This window comes from Streptomyces chryseus, from assembly GCF_014650755.1.
GTDB classification, from domain to species: Bacteria; Actinomycetota; Actinomycetes; order Streptomycetales; family Streptomycetaceae; genus Streptomyces; species Streptomyces chryseus.
Window position 1 is genome coordinate 1 of sequence record NZ_BMVO01000027.1, and the last position, 15,163, is coordinate 15,163.

18 protein-coding genes and 2 pseudogenes are annotated in these 15,163 nt (G+C 71.1%); 7 read left to right on the forward strand and 13 right to left on the reverse strand.

What is annotated here, in order from left to right; translation table 11 throughout:
- The 8 genes and pseudogenes from IE185_RS28070 to IE185_RS28105 form a co-directional block, all read right to left on the reverse strand.
- Positions 1–310, reverse strand: a 310-nt coding sequence (locus IE185_RS28070; RefSeq protein ID WP_189716266.1) for an ATP-binding cassette domain-containing protein, incomplete at its 3' end; no start/stop codon positions are given.
- A gap of 81 nt (positions 311–391) precedes the next feature.
- Complete coding sequence (locus tag IE185_RS28075; protein ID WP_138895706.1) at positions 392–1,240, reverse strand: DUF4097 family beta strand repeat-containing protein; 849 nt, start codon at positions 1,238–1,240, stop codon at positions 392–394.
- An 82-nt stretch (positions 1,241–1,322) separates the two neighbouring features.
- Positions 1,323–1,841 (reverse strand): toxin-antitoxin system HicB family antitoxin, encoded by a 519-nt coding sequence (locus IE185_RS28080; RefSeq protein ID WP_138895705.1) that lies wholly within the window; start codon positions 1,839–1,841, stop codon positions 1,323–1,325.
- Positions 1,842–2,286: 445 nt separating this feature from the next.
- On the reverse strand, positions 2,287–3,537 hold the full coding sequence (locus IE185_RS28085) for a hypothetical protein (protein ID WP_138895704.1): 1,251 nt from the start codon (positions 3,535–3,537) through the stop codon (positions 2,287–2,289).
- Positions 3,538–3,691: 154 nt separating this feature from the next.
- Complete coding sequence (locus tag IE185_RS28090) at positions 3,692–4,135, reverse strand: hypothetical protein (protein ID WP_138895703.1); 444 nt, start codon at positions 4,133–4,135, stop codon at positions 3,692–3,694.
- A 468-nt stretch (positions 4,136–4,603) separates the two neighbouring features.
- Positions 4,604–5,032, reverse strand: coding sequence for a class F sortase (locus IE185_RS28095; protein ID WP_138895702.1), 429 nt, complete (start codon positions 5,030–5,032; stop codon positions 4,604–4,606).
- 79 nt (positions 5,033–5,111) lie between these two features.
- Positions 5,112–5,930, reverse strand: a pseudogene (locus tag IE185_RS28100) (DUF4397 domain-containing protein); the annotation flags it as partial.
- A 92-nt stretch (positions 5,931–6,022) separates the two neighbouring features.
- On the reverse strand, positions 6,023–6,631 hold the full coding sequence (locus IE185_RS28105; protein ID WP_138895701.1) for a sigma-70 family RNA polymerase sigma factor: 609 nt from the start codon (positions 6,629–6,631) through the stop codon (positions 6,023–6,025).
- Between the two features lie 228 nt (positions 6,632–6,859).
- Here IE185_RS28105 and IE185_RS28110 point away from each other — a divergent pair, with 228 nt between their 5' ends.
- Together IE185_RS28110 and IE185_RS28115 are read left to right on the forward strand one after the other, a co-directional pair.
- Entirely contained in the window at positions 6,860–7,222 is a 363-nt protein-coding gene (locus tag IE185_RS28110; RefSeq protein ID WP_373303764.1) for a MerR family transcriptional regulator, read from the forward strand.
- 653 nt (positions 7,223–7,875) lie between these two features.
- Positions 7,876–8,337: pseudogene (locus IE185_RS28115) on the forward strand (DUF4383 domain-containing protein); the annotation flags it as partial.
- Positions 8,338–8,383: 46 nt separating this feature from the next.
- Here the strand turns inward: IE185_RS28115 and IE185_RS28120 are convergent.
- Positions 8,384–9,028, reverse strand: a complete 645-nt coding sequence (locus tag IE185_RS28120) for a dihydrofolate reductase family protein (RefSeq protein WP_138895699.1) — start codon at positions 9,026–9,028, stop codon at positions 8,384–8,386.
- A gap of 170 nt (positions 9,029–9,198) precedes the next feature.
- A complete protein-coding gene (locus IE185_RS33320) occupies positions 9,199–9,405 on the reverse strand; it encodes a hypothetical protein (RefSeq protein WP_229843738.1) in 207 nt (68 codons plus the stop codon).
- A gap of 436 nt (positions 9,406–9,841) precedes the next feature.
- Between IE185_RS33320 and IE185_RS34160 the strand changes: the two genes are divergently transcribed.
- The 3 genes from IE185_RS34160 to IE185_RS28135 all read left to right on the forward strand — a co-directional run bounded on the left by IE185_RS34160 (position 9,842) and on the right by IE185_RS28135 (position 11,225).
- On the forward strand, positions 9,842–10,288 hold the full coding sequence (locus IE185_RS34160; RefSeq protein ID WP_500809315.1) for a DUF6317 family protein: 447 nt from the start codon (positions 9,842–9,844) through the stop codon (positions 10,286–10,288).
- Positions 10,289–10,290: 2 nt separating this feature from the next.
- The gene (locus IE185_RS28130; protein ID WP_138895698.1) at positions 10,291–10,818 is read left to right on the forward strand and encodes a hypothetical protein; all 528 of its coding nucleotides are present in this window, start codon (positions 10,291–10,293) and stop codon (positions 10,816–10,818) included.
- A 170-nt stretch (positions 10,819–10,988) separates the two neighbouring features.
- Positions 10,989–11,225, forward strand: a complete 237-nt coding sequence (locus IE185_RS28135; RefSeq protein ID WP_138895697.1) for a hypothetical protein — start codon at positions 10,989–10,991, stop codon at positions 11,223–11,225.
- On the opposite strand, the gene IE185_RS28140 is transcribed toward IE185_RS28135, so the two are convergent.
- The 3 genes from IE185_RS28140 to IE185_RS28150 all read right to left on the reverse strand — a co-directional run bounded on the left by IE185_RS28140 (position 11,206) and on the right by IE185_RS28150 (position 14,009).
- Positions 11,206–12,579 (reverse strand): hypothetical protein, encoded by a 1,374-nt coding sequence (locus IE185_RS28140; RefSeq protein WP_189716269.1) that lies wholly within the window; start codon positions 12,577–12,579, stop codon positions 11,206–11,208. The genes IE185_RS28135 and IE185_RS28140 overlap by 20 nt on opposite strands.
- Positions 12,580–12,947: 368 nt before the next feature.
- Positions 12,948–13,217: a hypothetical protein gene (locus IE185_RS28145; RefSeq protein ID WP_189716271.1), complete on the reverse strand. Its 270-nt coding sequence runs from the start codon at positions 13,215–13,217 to the stop codon at positions 12,948–12,950.
- A 156-nt stretch (positions 13,218–13,373) separates the two neighbouring features.
- The gene (locus IE185_RS28150) at positions 13,374–14,009 is read right to left on the reverse strand and encodes a hypothetical protein (protein ID WP_138897662.1); all 636 of its coding nucleotides are present in this window, start codon (positions 14,007–14,009) and stop codon (positions 13,374–13,376) included.
- Between the two features lie 165 nt (positions 14,010–14,174).
- On the opposite strand from IE185_RS28150, the gene IE185_RS28155 reads away from it, so the two are divergent.
- Together IE185_RS28155 and IE185_RS28160 are read left to right on the forward strand one after the other, a co-directional pair.
- Positions 14,175–14,762: a TetR/AcrR family transcriptional regulator gene (locus IE185_RS28155; RefSeq protein ID WP_138897661.1), complete on the forward strand. Its 588-nt coding sequence runs from the start codon at positions 14,175–14,177 to the stop codon at positions 14,760–14,762.
- Entirely contained in the window at positions 14,759–15,139 is a 381-nt protein-coding gene (locus tag IE185_RS28160) for a hypothetical protein (protein ID WP_138897660.1), read from the forward strand. Before IE185_RS28155 ends, IE185_RS28160 begins: the two co-directional genes overlap by 4 nt.
- The last annotated feature ends 24 nt before the right edge of the window (positions 15,140–15,163 follow it).

Genomic DNA, 15,163 nt, shown 5'->3' on the forward strand with positions numbered 1-15,163 from the left:
TGATCAACCCGTCCACGGCGGAGAACTGCCCGGTGACACCGATCGCGGCACGCACCGCTTGCGGGTCGGTGGCGAGGTCGTGGCCCGCGACCTGGGCCTGCCCGCCGTCCGCGCCGATGAGCGTGGAGAGGATCTTCACGACGGTGGTCTTGCCGGCGCCGTTCGGTCCGAGCAGCGCGAACACGGACCCGGCCGGGATGCGCAGGTCGATGCCGTCGAGGACGGTCCTGTCGCCGTACGACTTGCGCAGACCGAGGGTGGAGACGGCGGCCGGCGACGCGTGACCGCCAGCCTGCCTTGATGTGGGCATGACAGAAGAAGGCATGAGGCCCTCCCGTTCGAAGGCTGAAGTGGATGGGGTGTGGCTGAGTTGCGGCCGGTGCTTCTGAAGTCAGGCCTTGGCGCGGCGGATGTCGATGTTGCCGTACCGGGTGCGGGCGCGGACCTTGACGGTGTCCTCGGTCTTCTCCGGGCTCTCGGACGCGGTGAGTGAGTTGCGCACCTGGCCGGAGCCGGAGCTGACGTCGAGCCAGGCGGCTGTGCCCTCGCGGACGCCGACCTCGATGGCGCCGTAGGAGGTCTCCAGCTGGGCCGTGCCGCGGGCCACCTCGCCCACGCGCAGGGTGCCGTGGGCGGTGGTGGCGGTGACCGAGTCCTCGGCGCGCCGGATCTCGATGTCACCGTTCGCGCCGCTCACCCGCAGTTCGCCGGTGGCGGCGCCGACGGTGGTGGTGCCGTGGGAGTTCTTGAGGACGGCGGGGCCGTCGACGAGGCCGACGCGCAGGCTGCCGGAGCTGGTCGTGATCTCGGCCATGCCCTCGACCCGGTCCACGGTGATCGAGCCGTGCGACGCGGTCAGCTTCAACGGGCCGGTCGCATCGAGACGGACATCGCCGGAAGAGGTCTTCACCCGAACCTCGCCGAGCCGGCCCTCCCCGAGCACCTGGGCCCAGGCGCCGGTCACGTCGATGCGCGAGCCAGTGGGCAGTTCGACTGTCACGTCGACGGTGCCGGTGCGGCCGAGGCCGAACAGATTGCCCTTGGGTGTCCTGACGTTGAGTACGCCGCCCGTGCAGGTGACCTCGGTCTGGTCGGCCGCCCGTACGTCGTGGTCCTTCTTCGGGTCGCGGGGCTGCAGCTCGACGACGGTGTCGAGGCGGTCGTTCGCGGTGAACTGGATGGAACCGGCCTCGATGTGTGCGGTGACCGAGATCGGTTCGGGAGTGTCGAAAGAAGGCATGGCTGTCCCGTCCTCTTGGGTCTTCGGAGTGTCCCCGCTGGTGGGACGTGGTGTGGGTGAAGTGGTGGGGGTGGGGGCGCGGCTAGCGCACCCAGCCCGTGAAGCTCTGTCCGACGGTCTGGGACTTCTCCGGGGTGCGCGGGCGGGTGCCGCCGTCGACCGCGGCCGACACGGCCCGTACCAGCCACGCGTTGACCGAAAGGCCCTCGCGACTCGCGGCTTCCTCGGCGCGTGCCTTGAGGTGGGCCGGCAGGCGCAGATTGACGCGGGCGGTGCCTCCCTCGTCGCCGTCGGCGGGCGCCTGCCCCCTGAACGGTTCGACGGATACGGTCGGCTCTGAGGGAGCGCCCCTGTCGGTGGGCGGCGGCGTCACCACGAAGTCGGGGTCGAGCCCGCGCAGCCGTACGTCGACCGAACCGGGGGCGAGCTCGCGCGTGATCTCGTCCATCGCGGCGGAGAGCACGTTGAGCAGGGTCAGGCGGGTCGCCGACTCCAGCGGGGCGGTGAGCCTCTCGGCCAGCTCGCGGGCTTGGTCGCCGCCTGCTTCGGCGGCCACCGCCAGTTCGCGGCGGAGGTTGTCGACATAGGGGGTGAGATCCATGGCGTCATCATGGCACCATAATGGCTCCACGTGCAAGCCCTGAGGCGGCACGTCCTGGCGGATGGTCGACTGGGCTGCGCTGACCTGCGAGAACGTGCTGGTGCTCGCCTGGGTGTAGGTGGCGCCATGCGATCCCGTGTGGGTGCGAGAACGCGGCGTGGCACCGGGTGGCACCGGATGGCGTCAAGTGACGCCATCAAGGTGGTATGCCCCCTTCAGTGGTCCGCCGCTGAGCCGTGCCGCTCACTGGCGGCATGACAGGTCCCGCCCGCAGGGCGGCCGGGACCGGGGCAGGGCCGCTGCGAGCGGGGCGGCGCGGCGGCAGTACCGCGCGTAGATCGCCGCAGTCACCGCGGTGAGTCGGGGCGGAGCCGCGAAGCGAGGCGCCGACTACGCCTGCGTCACGGCCCGGGCCCGACCATCGGTGGGCGTACTGCCGAGAAGGTCATCCGCCGCGCTTGAGCCGAACGACGACGGGGGCGCTGAAGGGATCGCCGGACTGGTTGACCTGGACGTGTCCGGCGCCCACCCATTCATCGGTGCCGGGCACCCGATGGATCTCCTTCAGCCACAGCGACTGGTTCGAGCCCTTGCGGGCGCCGGTCTGCAGGGGCAATCGGTGACGCTTGATCTTCACGCACCGGCCGTCGTCGGTCATGTACCAATTGCCGTTGAGGAACAGTGCCTTGCCCTCCGAGCCGACCGGGGTCCGCCGCGCGCACCCGCCCGGAGCCGGCTCCTGCTCCACCCACTGCGAGCCGTCCCAACGCAGCCGGACGGACTGGTCGGCAGGTTCGTTCTCCACCTCGCCGTGGTTGAAGGTGTGGACGCCGTACGCACGCACCTCACCGGTGCCGAGTGCGATGACCTGGAGAAGGCCGGCGCTGGGCTCCGGCGGGAGCGGCTTCTCGAAGCGTGCCTGCGGAGTCCTCACCGACTTCCAGGACGTACCGTCCCAGTGCGTCGAGGCGGGCTGGCTGTACGACTGGTCGTCGCCCAGCTCGGTGCCCGGCCCGGTCGAGCGGCGGCCCACCGCCCAGACGTCTCCCGGTCCCACCACCGCGAGGTCGGAGGTGTCGTACGGCAGCCGGGTCGAGGTCCAGCGGGTGCCGTCCCAGTGCTCAGCGGTTCTCTCGCCGCTTTGCGCCCAGATGTCGTTCGGGCCCGCCGCCTCGAAGTCCCCCGGATTACCCGGCGGGGGGTTCGGTACCGCGGACCAGCGGGTGCCGTCCCACTGTGCCCAGCGGTTCGCGGCGGTGGCGTCTTCAGCGGTCCGCGGTCGCAGCCACAGCGCTTCCTCGCCTATCTCTTCGAGCAACGGCGGGTGGAGTCCGGCGCCGAGAGCTTCGGGAAGGGGCTCGCGCTTCCACTGCGTACCGTCGTAGTGCAGCAGGTGGGCGGCGTTGCGGTCACCGTCGAACCGGGTCCCGACCGCCCAGATGTCATCGCTGGCCAGGACGGCGATATCGGTGAGCTCTCCGTTGACGCCCGCGATGTGCTCGAACTCCCATGTGAGGGAGCCCTTGGAGGCTCTTGGCGCGGCGTTCTTGCCGCCGGAGTCCGCCGCCTCGGCAGAGCCCGAGGCCCGGGAGCCGGTGGCATCGGAACCCGTGCCGCACGACGCGGCCGTGAGCACAGAGGCCAGCACGGCGACGGCCACCATCCCCCTGTGCCGGATTCCCTTGGCAGCGCGCATGGTTGCTCCCCCTTGTCGCTCCTTCTGGGAGCGGTTCTCAGCGTGCGGCAGCGTACCTCCTGCTCGCCCGGCTCTCGGCGGAGGTGGACAACGGAATGCACTCCGGCGAGGGCAGCCCTCTCGCCTCAGTCGCGTCGTCCATGGCTCATGTCGTTCACACCTCCGGCGCACTCGGCGCGCGTGGTCGGCAGATCCCCGCGAATCGCCTGGACGCCGTCCGCTCGCCGCGGGTGAACTCGCCGCCGGTGAACGCGTCTACCACGAGTAGGACCAGCAGGGCCATGCCGCTGAGCGAGCAGAAGAGGAGGAACGAGCCGAGCACCGAGTTCAGGAGGCGCAGATGCGGTGCCTGTGGCAGCAGCGCGTCCGCCGGATCGCGCGGGTCGTGGTTGACCGTGACGTACGGGCCGTCCTCGCCGCGCAAGAGGCCCCGGTGCGTGCCCGTGTCGTCCATGTACACGTGCGCGCCCGGCGGCGCGGCCGCCGTGGCGGTCACGGTGATCCCGTGGCGGCGCAGCCACCGCCGCATCGTGTACACCCCGACTCCGAGGCTCAGTCGCTGCGGCCGGACCGTCGTGATCGGACGCGTCTTGTCCACCACACAGCGGTTCCGACGAGCAGGCCGAGCGCGAGGTGGTGTGTCGGGTTGCCTGGTGTGCGGGAGCGGTCGGCGCGGTGTTCGTCGGCCGCCTCGGCGCGGTGGTGGGGGAGTACGCCAGCGGCCGGTGGCGGAGCCGGTTCCCTGGTCCGGCACAACTCATGTGTGATGTGCTGCCACACCCGTTCCGGGGGCGCGGTTGGCAGATCCGACGCCTCTACGGTGCGTGCGGCGACCACGACACGCCTCGTCCGGTTCAGCTCGTCCCTGCAACGGTCGCATACGGCGATGTGCCGCAGAGCGCCGGCGTCGTCGCTCGAAGCGTCGTTGCCCAGTGCCAGTCGCATCAGGTGCGTGGGCTCGACGTGTGCCACCGTACCCTCCAGTTTCTCGGGCTCCGTCGCTGTCTCGCCGTACCGGTTCCGGGTGATGTCCGCGCGCGGTTGCGCCCGGCGTGCTCGCCGGGTCTCAGGCCGGCCAGGGCTCCGCCGTGACGACCAGGTTGGCCAAGTAGCCACCCTCTTCGGGGACGAACGGGGGCGCGCAGGTGATGAGTGTGAGAGCCGGGGGGCCGGTCCGGCGGAACGTCGAGGACGGAAGGCCGACCTTCGCGACCGTCGAACGCGACACCACGCGATAGACCGCCGGCTCGGCGCCGGCGCGCCGTACTTCGACCCGGGCTCTTGGCCGTACGTCGTAGAGTGCGGCGAACTCGCCGGGGGCGCCGGTGTCGCCGTCCACGTGCCCCACGAGTACGGCCGACCCTTGGGGGCCGCCGGGCGCCGGTCCGAAGCGGTACCACCCGGCGACGGCGGGATCCGCGGGGACGGCCATGGCGCCCTGCCCGGTGACGCCCACCGGCCGGACCGGTGCGTCGAGGCCCACGTCGCGTGTCACAACGCGCTGGGGGAGTGACGCGTGCTGTGCGACGTCCGGGTCCCGCCACGGTCGTGGCCCGGTGGCGCCACACGTTGATCCGGCGTGCGACCAGGACGCCTGTCACTGTCACCGTCCCGGCCACGGCCGTCCGGGCCAGCCACTGGTCGGAGGAGTTCGAGGTGACCGCGGCGCCGCCGGCGCCCGCGTTGACGGCGTTCGGCGCGGACTGCATGCCGCTGAACGGCTGGGTGGCCAGCGCGAGGTTCTTGTCCTGGGCGCTGCCCCAGGCGTAGACGACGTTGCTGGTGCCCTCCTTGAGGTTCAGGTCGGCCGGGCCGATCGCCACGGTGTTCGTGCCGGCGAGCACTACGTCGGCCGAGACGGTGCCGGTGTCGACCGTGGTGGTGGCCTCTTTCGGATTCTCGAGGTCCTTGAAGACCGGCTGGCCGCCTGCTCGGACATCCACGGCCGGTGCGGCACCGACGTGACGCACCGTCAGCCGCGCCTTGCCTGCGTCGATTTTCGAGACGTCGTTGACGAAAGCCGTCAGCTGGGGCTTGCCGTCGGCGGAGAGGTGGGCGGCGATGGTGGCGTTCGCCCCAGCGGGAACCTCGATCGTCTTCTCGATGGCAGGGGTGCCGTCGGGGCCCTTGCCGGCTGCGAAGACCTGGATGTCGTAGGTGCCGGCGTCGAGGGACTGCGGGGCGGTCACGGCGCCCGGCTTGAAGTCGCCGAGCAGCTCGTCTCCGTTGGCGTAGACATCGACGACAAGCCCGGGAACGCCATGGAAGACGGGCACCATGGCCTTGTCGTCCTGCCCGGCGGCGGGGGCCGCCATGGCGGGCGCGGTGACACCGAGGGCCAAAGCGCACGCGCCTGCCGAGGCGGCGAGGGTGAGGGGGGTCCGGGAGTTCATGAGGACCATCCCTTCGGTGAGGTTTCCACCGGATGCGGAGGCTCGTCCCTGTTTCGCGCGCGGGCGCCGGCGTGGAGGCACGACGCCGGTCTTTACGCGGCGGTTTCGTCGACGAGGCCCTGTTCCATCGCCTGGCGCAGCCGGTGCAGGCCGCGTCGGGCGTGGCTCTTGACGGTGCCCAGGGGCATCCCGGTGCGCTCGGCGATCTGGGCTTGGCTCAGGTCCTCGTAGAAGGCCATGCACAGCACCGCGCGCTGGTGACGCGGCAGCCGGGACAGCGCGTCGACCAGAAGCACCCGGTCCAGGATGTCGTCCGGCGCCCCTTCGTCGTAGCGCCGCGCGTCGGCGTCGTGGGCCGCCGAGGCGATCAGCGTCAGACGCCTCGTCCTGGCTGCCAGTGCGTCGATGATCTTGCGGCGCGTGATGCCGACGAGCCAGGCGCCGAGCGGGCCACGCTCCGGCCGGTAGCCGTCCCGCCCGCGCCACGCGCCGATGAACACCTGCTGCGTCACGTCCTCGGCCTCGTGGGTGTCGCCGAGCGAGCGGGTGGCCATGGTGTGCACGAGCGCGCCCCAACGCCGGTAGACGGCCGCGAACGCGGCCTCGTCCGCGGCGCACAGGCCACGAGCCAGTTCGTCCTCGTACAACGTTTCCTTCGCGGCCGGAGAGCGGACACCGGTGAAGGGCGTGATCGTGCTCATGGCCTTGTTCCTCCTGCCGTGCGTCCTGTTCGGGGGGCGGACGGCCGCCCGCCGTGCCGGTCCTGCCGGTCCCTGCGGCGCGGTGACCGAGCGCCCGCAGACCAGTCTTGTGAGGAGAAACGACGCACACAACATGCGTCGGTTGTGCGTCGTACGGTGGGAGTGTGAGCAGCGACGACAGCGGCGACGGGGGCGGACCGCGTGGCGGCGGGCTCACCACCGGATGAGATGGCGAGGCGTCTGAGGGTGGCCCCCACCACGGTCCGTTCGGGGGACCGGCGCTATGGCCTGGGCCCCGACGCCCAGACCGGCGGCCGGCGCCGCCGCTGGACCGCCGGGGACGTGGCGCGGCTGGAGCGGATGTGTGCCTTGACGGCGGCCGGGCTGCCCCCCGCCGAGGCCGCCCCGCCTGGCGCGCGACGGGGTGGGCCCGGATGCGCCTCCGCCGCAGGTGGACACCGCTCGGGCCTCGCGGCCGACGGCCCGACGCGGCGCCGGTCTCGGGCTGGGGGACGCGCGCCTGGAGTGCAGGGGCGTCGCTCGTGCGGCCAATGGGGGGGCGTGGTGCTCGGAGGAAGCCGGTCGTTCTGACGCTCGGCCCCGGCTGGGCCGGTCAGACCGTACTGGGGCTGCCGCATCCCCCCCCGGGCCGGCGCAGGCCGTCACGGCTGTGGAGTCGGCTGTGCGCGGGTGAGGCCTTGCCGCGGTACGGCGCCGGCCCGAGCGGCTGGCGGCAGGTCGCCGTGGACACCGTCGGGTACCGCCCGCGATGGAGCCGCCGTGGCCGCTGGACCGTACGACGTGCTTCACCGCCGGCAGGTACGTCTGCGGGGGCCCCGCACGACCCGTTCCGTCCGCGCGCGGGCGGCCCGGGAGGAGCTGAGCGACCTGGGCACGCGGCTGACTCCGGTTCCGCCGTGTCCGGCGCATCGAGTCGACAGTACGGAAAGCCGGGCAGCCGGCCTGCCCCTGCGAACGGATCGAGACATGGACATCAACGGCGCGCGCGTGCTGGTGGCCGACGCCACCGGCGTGCTCGGTGGCGCCCATCACCGCCGAACTCACTCGCCGGGGAGCACGCCCGGCGCTGGCCGGACGCGACACGACCGGGCTCGCCCGGGCGGCCCGAGCGTATGCGGGTGCTCCGACCCTCCTGTTCGACGCGTACGACACCACGTCCTGCGCGCGTGCGGTGCACGGCGCAGCGGCTGCCCTGGGCGGGCTGGACGCCGTGGTGACGGCTATTCGCCGACGCTCTCAGCCCCTTCGGCACGGCGGGCGACACGATCGCGGGCATGACCACCAACGTCGCGCTCAGCGTCATCTCCACCGTCGTGGGTCTGGCACTTCTCGTGGGCGCCGTCATCGGCGGCAACTTCGCCTCCACCCTCAACATGACCGTGGGCGGACTGTTCGGGCTGAGCGGCTTCGCCCACATCTTCGTGCTGGACCGCCCCGCCAACATTCTGGACTTCGGCATGACCAACGTCGTCTTCAGCTTCGTCATGGGGCTGGTCGTCGCGACGTTCGGCATGTACGGCCGGGTCTCCAGCAAGCTGTCCCACGACAACCCGTACTGGCGCCGTCGGCATCCTGACGGGGCCGCAGAGAACACAGCGGCCCCCGGACTCCGGACCGCGCAGCCGCAGGCCCTCTCCGAGGCCAAGGCTTCCGGTCCCTTCGACGGCCGCAAGGGCGTGCGGTGACGCCGACCCGACCCGGAACAAGCAACACACGCAACGCGGGGTGGCGTCAGGTGTCGCTTCCGGCGCCGCGATCCGGTGCGCTCATGTCTCCCGTGGCGGGAGTGCCGTCGGCGAGGCCGTAGCGCAGGTACACGGTGCCCTTCGGGCTGGCTGCCGGGGGCGCCAGGAGCGTGACGTTGGTGGGCACCGCGCCGTCGTCGAACACCTTCTTCCCGACGCCGAGCACGATCGGGTGCAGCCAGAGGTCGAGATGGTCGAAGAGCTTCTCGCGCAGAAGGGTCTGCACGAGGTTCAGGCTTCCGACGACCTTCACGTGCTCGTGCCGGTCACGAATCTCGCGCACCGCGTCGGCGAGGTCCGGGCCGAGGTGGGTGGACCCGGCCCACGAGAGGTCGGGCTTGCCGCGAGAGGCCACGTACTTCGGGACGCTGTTGAAGAGTGTGGCGATCTCGTCGTCCTCGCCGCCCTCCTGGTGAGGCCAGTAAGCGGCGAAGATGTCGTACGTTCGCCGGCCGAGCAGGAGGGCGTCCGTGCCCTCGTACGCGGCACCGACCTGCGCCCCGGCGACCTCGTCCAGCAGGCGCGCCTGCCAGCCGCCGAAGGGGAACCCCACCGGGTCCTCGTCGGGGCCGCCGGGCGCCTGTCCGACGAGGTCGAGGGTCGCGAACATCTCGATGTGGATGAGGCCCATGGCTTGCTCCCGATGAGTCGGTTGTCTCCCTCAAGAGGTAGACCCGCGGAACCCCGCGAACTCATCGCCGCGCCGGAACCCGGTGTCACCCAGTCGGGCGGAACCTGCACTGATGCGCGGGGTGCCAACGGCACGAGGGTGGCGGTCGGCCCGCTCATCCAGTCGGCCCGCTACGGGGCCGCGGCACGGAACAGGGCCAAGAGGGCCTGGGCCAGCGCGGGTGGCACGGCCGTCCCGTTCAGGCGGACCTCGTGACACCTGAAGCAGAAGGCCGCCTCGAACAGCACCAGGTCGAGGGAGTCCTCGTACGCCCGGACGCTCCATCCTGGCGAGAAGCCGCAACGGTGCCGCACACTGCCGGGCAGGTTCTCGATCAAGGTCAGCGCGTCGGCGGCCTCGCTCCCGGCTCAGTGGGCCACCGCCCTGCCGGGACAGGTGGCGCCCTGCTTGCTCGGGAGGGCGGAGATCCTCACGAGCTCGATCAGCGCGGTGGCGGCAACGGCTTCGGCGGGCAGCAGCATGTACGTAGTCTGCCCACAGGGCCCTCAGCCGGCTCAGGCATGCTGCGCGAGGCAGTTTGCCGCACGGTGTGCCATACCCGGGGAACGCGCGCGCACAGCCGGGCAGTTGCCGACATGGCGTCCCAGGCTGCGGAGACAAGCACTCGCATGCTGCACATACGCTCGGTCGCCGGACGCGCTGTGAAGATTTGGCGAACGGGAAGAACCCCCTTTGAACCCGCCTGGCAGCTGCTGGCTAGCGTGATCTACGGATTGACTACTGCGGACTGCGAGAAAGGGGGAGCGTGGCGTGATGGGGGCAGGCTTCAAAGTCGAGGTAAGTGAGCTCGACGGGCTCGTCAGAGAGCTCTACCGAAGCCAGGAGGAGATGCGCGCGGCTCTGAACGCGGTGCGTGATACCGGCCCGAGAACCACGGGTAGCAAGGAACTCGACAACGCTTGTGACAGGTTCCACGACAGTTGGGACGAAGCGATCAAGAAGATCGCCCGATGGCACGCAGGTCATCGAGGACAAGCTCAAGCAGACTCGCGACACGTACCGGGACGCCGAGGCGGCCATCCGGGACGGCTTCGCCGGCAAGGGCGGGGCGCAGTGAGCGACCAGTACCCCTCACTGGAGGCGGCCATACGCCCGGATGGGAGCCTGGACCCGCTGTCGTGGTGGGCAAAGGGACCGGCGCTCGCCCCGTCCCTGCCGGGCACTGTCAGCGGTATCTACGACAGCGTGACGGGAGAGTAGGCATGTCCGCCGCACCAGTTCCCGAATCGCTCGCAGACCCGGTTCTTCCGCACCCTTCGCGGCTGGGGCTCATGCTGTGGTTCGTCCTGCAGTGGGTCCTGATCCCCGCGGAGTTCGTCGCCCGCATCGTCTGGATGGTCGCTCTCGTCTTCGGAGACGGTACGGACGACATGTACTTGCGCCCGCTGGACGCACTGGCGCGCTTCCTTTCCCCGCGCAAGCTCCTGCTGCGGATGTCGCACCGTCCGGCCAAGCATGAAGCTCACCTGAACAGGGAGTTCGCGCGTTTGTCGCAGGAGTGCAGGCAGCAGAGTTTCAGCTGGCGTACGTACATCCATCATCAGGTGCGACTCGTGGGGCTGTCCGACAGCGGCCCCGAGAAGTGCGTCGACCTGCCTCCGCGGGAGTACCGAGGCGTACCGCTCAGTGTGCTGACCCGCCTCGCGTCAGCACACCACCTCGACCTCGATGCCTCATCACGCCTCTCCGACGGTATGACCGTGGGCCTGGCACAGAGGAAGGCGTTGTAACGCAATCCGCAGTCGGCGAGCTTCGCCTGGACATTTCCGGCGGCTTCCACTCCCTCGGCCTCGATCTGGAGGAGGAAGAACGCCTGGAACAGATCTGGTCCATCGCGGAGGAAATCTGGCCGCACGGCACCGGCTTCCCACGCGAAGTCCCTTTCCACTCCTACCGCGCGATGGCCGACCACGCGCTGGCCGGGAATTCCTTCTACGCGGGCTTCTGTCTGGACGAGGCGCCCGGCGGCCGCCTCACCACCCCGTCCCTGCCCGATCTCCCCTTCTACGTCTCACCCCTGTCGAAGACCGCCCGTGACCTCACCGTCTCCAGCGCCGCCGAGCCTCCCTCCGGCCCGGCAGCCAGTGGGGAGCGCCGGGCCGCCGTCGTCGATCAACTCATGGCCGACTTCGGGTAGGAACTGCACCGACCGTCTTTCCGGCCCGCTCGCGGACCTTGGCGTCCTCGTCCCGCAACAGGGTCTGCAGGATCCGGAGTTGCCGGAGCCCGCCCTGTGCGGCGAGCAGCCGGGTGGCGGCGAGCCGCTGGTGCCGGGGCCGGTCCGGGGCGAGCCGGTCGACAAGGTGGTCGACGGGGATCCGCTGCGCGGACGGGGTGAGGGAGGTGACGGTCTCGCGGGTCACGGCAGGTGACGGGTCGTCGAGGAGCGGGATCAGGCGCACGGCGTCGAAGACGTCCAGGGTGCGCAGGCCGGCCACGGCACGGGACCGGATCGCGGGGTTCGGGTGCTCGGTCAGCGGCCACAGCAGCCGGGCGTCCTGGCGGTCCCCGCACTCGGCCAGCCCGATGGGCGCACCGGCCGGCACGTCTGCCGCTCCCCGCTCCGCGCACCAGGCCCGGTAGAGGGGCAGCGGATCGATGTCGTGCTGCCGCACGACATAGCGGGCGCAGGCCCGCACCACGGGGGAGCGGTCGGCCAGGAACGGTTCCGCCTGCGCGGGCCGCTCCGCCTTGCGCAGCGCGGTGACTCCCGCGGCGCGTACCTGTGGGCTGCGCGCGGCAAGCAGCGGAGCCAGCACTTCGTCGTACGCATCCGGTTGTACGCCGGCGAGCGCGGCCTCGGCGCAACGGTTCTGTACGACCACGTCCGGGTCCTGCGCCGCGGTGCGGGCCAACTCGACCGGAGTCAGGACCTGCTCGGCCGCCGCGATGCGGTGCGCGAAGCGCCGGGTGTCGCGGTCGGCGCTAGTTGTCTGGGCTTTGAGGTGGTCGTACGGCGGTGTGCGGAGCACCGCTTCGAGGAGCCCGGTGGCGAAGGTGCCGCGCTCGCGGCGGTCGACGCGGAGCATGAGGGGTGCGAGGGCGGCCAGTTCCTCGGGGGTCAGGGTGGGAAGGGCGCTCTGCAGGTGCTTGCGGGCACGGTTGTGTATGGCGGTGACCCAGTCCGCGCACCGGATCACGATCAGCGGGAGCAGGGCGGAGCCCCCCGGGACCTGGGCGAGGGCGGACTCGCGGACGTGGCCGTCGGCGTCGCACAGGGCGAGGGCGAGGCCGGGCTCGGTGTCGTACGAGACCGACGTGCGGCCGACGCCGGGCTCGGCGTCGGCGGGGGCCAGCAGCCGGCTCAGCCACCTGCGGGGCGGGCGCTCGGGGGGCAGCTCCCGGTGGAGCGGGTACCGGGAGAGTTCGCGCACCGCGGCATCCAGCGCGAGCCAGGCCGCAGGGTCGCCGGGGTCGATCACGGAGGCGATGGGCTGCCCCTGGGCGAGTTTCTGCGCCGCCTGCTCTGCGGCCGTGTTGGCGCTGGTCATAGGGGCCCCTGCTGCTCGACGGTGCCGTCGATCGTACGGTGCCCGAGGCTCGGCGGTCGCCCCGAATATCCGCCCTCGCGGCGGCTGGCTCTCGCGCCGCCGGAGAAGCCTCCTCCGACGGCGCGGCAAGCCCATGGCGACCCTGGGCAAAGCCCGCGTCATTGGCGGCTGGGAGGCCGGGAACCATGCAAGCCGGCCACCCGGGGGAGCCGGTGGTGCCGGGGCGTCGGATGTCCGCGTACACGCGCGGTCGCCCGGGCCTCGCAGACTCCGCAGCCGGCCCGGTGCGGCGAAGCCCGGGCCGGACACGTTCGCTGCGAGGCCCGGGTGACCGGCCTGAGCCCCCCGAGTCTCCGGCGCAGCGCGTGTCAGCTGCCGACGGACGTGACACCGAACATCAGGGCGCGGCGGCTGACGTCGTAGTGCACGGTGGGCGTCTCTGAGAGCAGGTCCTGGAGGACGTCCGCGTCGTCTGCGTTGACGGTCAGCACTTCCTCCCACGCGCCTTCGTCGAGCACCAACTGCAAGGTGAAAGTCCCCGGGGTACCTGGGCCACCGGCCACCCACGTGAACTGGTAGTGGCTGAGCTGACGCACTTTGATGCTGTCGTCGGTGACGGGCTGCGCGACCTTGGCCATGAATCTTCTCCTTCGGAGGCAGGGCTGGGTGGGAGGGGTTCAGTACCGCTCGATGTTCTTGTGGGCACTCCCGACGCGGTCCTCACATGGCGGCCGCGAGGGAGGCAGCCTTCGGCTCGGGCAACGGGCGGGGCCCCGGCGGCCAAAGACGGCGCATCACGCTTCGCAGTGCCGCCCCGGCATGCCGCGCTCGCGTACCCGCCGAACGGCTGCCAGACCGGTGCCACCGGCTGTGACGAGGGGCGAGGCGGCCCGGCGCATCATCCCGAGGCGTTGCTGCTCGGGGCGCTGCTGCTCACCGTGCAGGGCGTTGAGGACCAGCACCCCAGCGGTCAGCGCGGGCACCGCCCACTGCAGCAGCGTGAGCTGTCGTTGCGCCTGGCCGAACTTGATCGGATGCTCCGCGGCCATTTCGGCGTCCCTGGGGTCCAGGGACGAGGCGAGCTCTACCTTCTTGCCCACGACGCGGGTGTAGGCGGTCGCGGCCAGGGCCGCTCCCGTGAGCACCAGTTTGGCGACAGTGGAGGCGCCCACACCCTGCTGGTAGGCCACCCGGGCGCTGTTCGCTCCCAGCAGGCCGGCCCCTCCCACCAGGTGAGCGCCGATCGCTGCTGCGTTCACCGGCGTCCAGGCGGCCCAGCCGGCGCTGGCGATACGCGCGGTGGACATCTCGTCGTCGGCTGATCTGTTCGCCGCCCCGTTGAGGCCGATGGCACCCATGAGGGAGCCACCGAACCAGGCCGCCAACCCGATGTCGTGCAGGCTCCGCAGGGCCGTATTGCGTTCTGTCATGCCAATCCTTCCAAGTCTCACGCCCTGTGACCCAGGGCACCGGAACCAGCCTCGGCGTGATCACCGGCGCGGACCAGGCAAGGCGTGCATACGGGCTACCGGCTCAACCCAGGCCGTCGTCCTAAACTCCGATTAAACTTACGGGTCTTCCCGTATGGTTAAGTCATGATGCTTTCCAGCGCCCCGCGCGGACGCCCCCGGGACAACCGTGCCCATCAAGCGATCCTGACCGCCGCGACCGAGCTGGTGACCGAACTCGGCTACGCGGCCACCTCCATCGGTGCGGTCGCCGCGCGGGCCGGCGTCGGCAAGGACACCATCTACCGCCGCTGGTCGGGCAAAGCCGAGCTGGTGTACGAGGCGGTCTTCACCGAGACCGAAGCGACTCCGGCACCGGACACCGGCACCCTGGCCGGTGATCTCACGGCGCTCCTCGAGGCCCTCATCCAGGAGTTCACCGCTCCGGCCGCCGCTGCTGCTCTCCCTGGCCTGCTGGCCGACTTCGCCGCCAACCCCGGCTTGCGGGCCCGCATCCGATCCGAGTTCCTGGCCCCGGCCAAGAGCGGTTTGGTGACGGTGTTCGAGCGAGCTGTCCAGCGCGGGGAAACCGACCCCAACGTGCCGGTCGATCTGGTTCTCGACACGCTGGCAGGGGCTGTCTTCTTCCACGTCGGCCTGGTGGGCGAGCAGCCCGGTCCGCAGCTGGCCGCCCAACTGGCGGCCGTCGCCGGCCGCGGAATCGAGACTCGATGAACGGCTGGTTCCTCACCGCTGGCACAACCGCCGGTGCGGTCGCCGCCCTCCACGCCATCGCGGGTAGTCGGGATGTCGTCCGGCCCCTACTGGCCGGCAATCTCGCCGACGAGCCACGCCGGGTCCTGCACGCGGTCTGGCACATGGTCACCGCCGACCTCGTCCTGGCTGCCGCCGCCCTGATCTGGCTGGCCCTGGGCCGCGGCCGCCCCGGCGGTGACACCATGGCCTGGCTGCTGACGGCCCACTTCGTGGCCTACTCGGGCGCCTTTCTCGCCGTGTCACTGGCGGCGAGCTGGTCGAGACCGCTGCTGCGCCTGCCTCAGTGGATACTGCTGCTGCCGGTGGCGGTGCTTGCCGCAATCGGCACCGTCTAGCGAATGACCCGTTCTCCAGTGGAG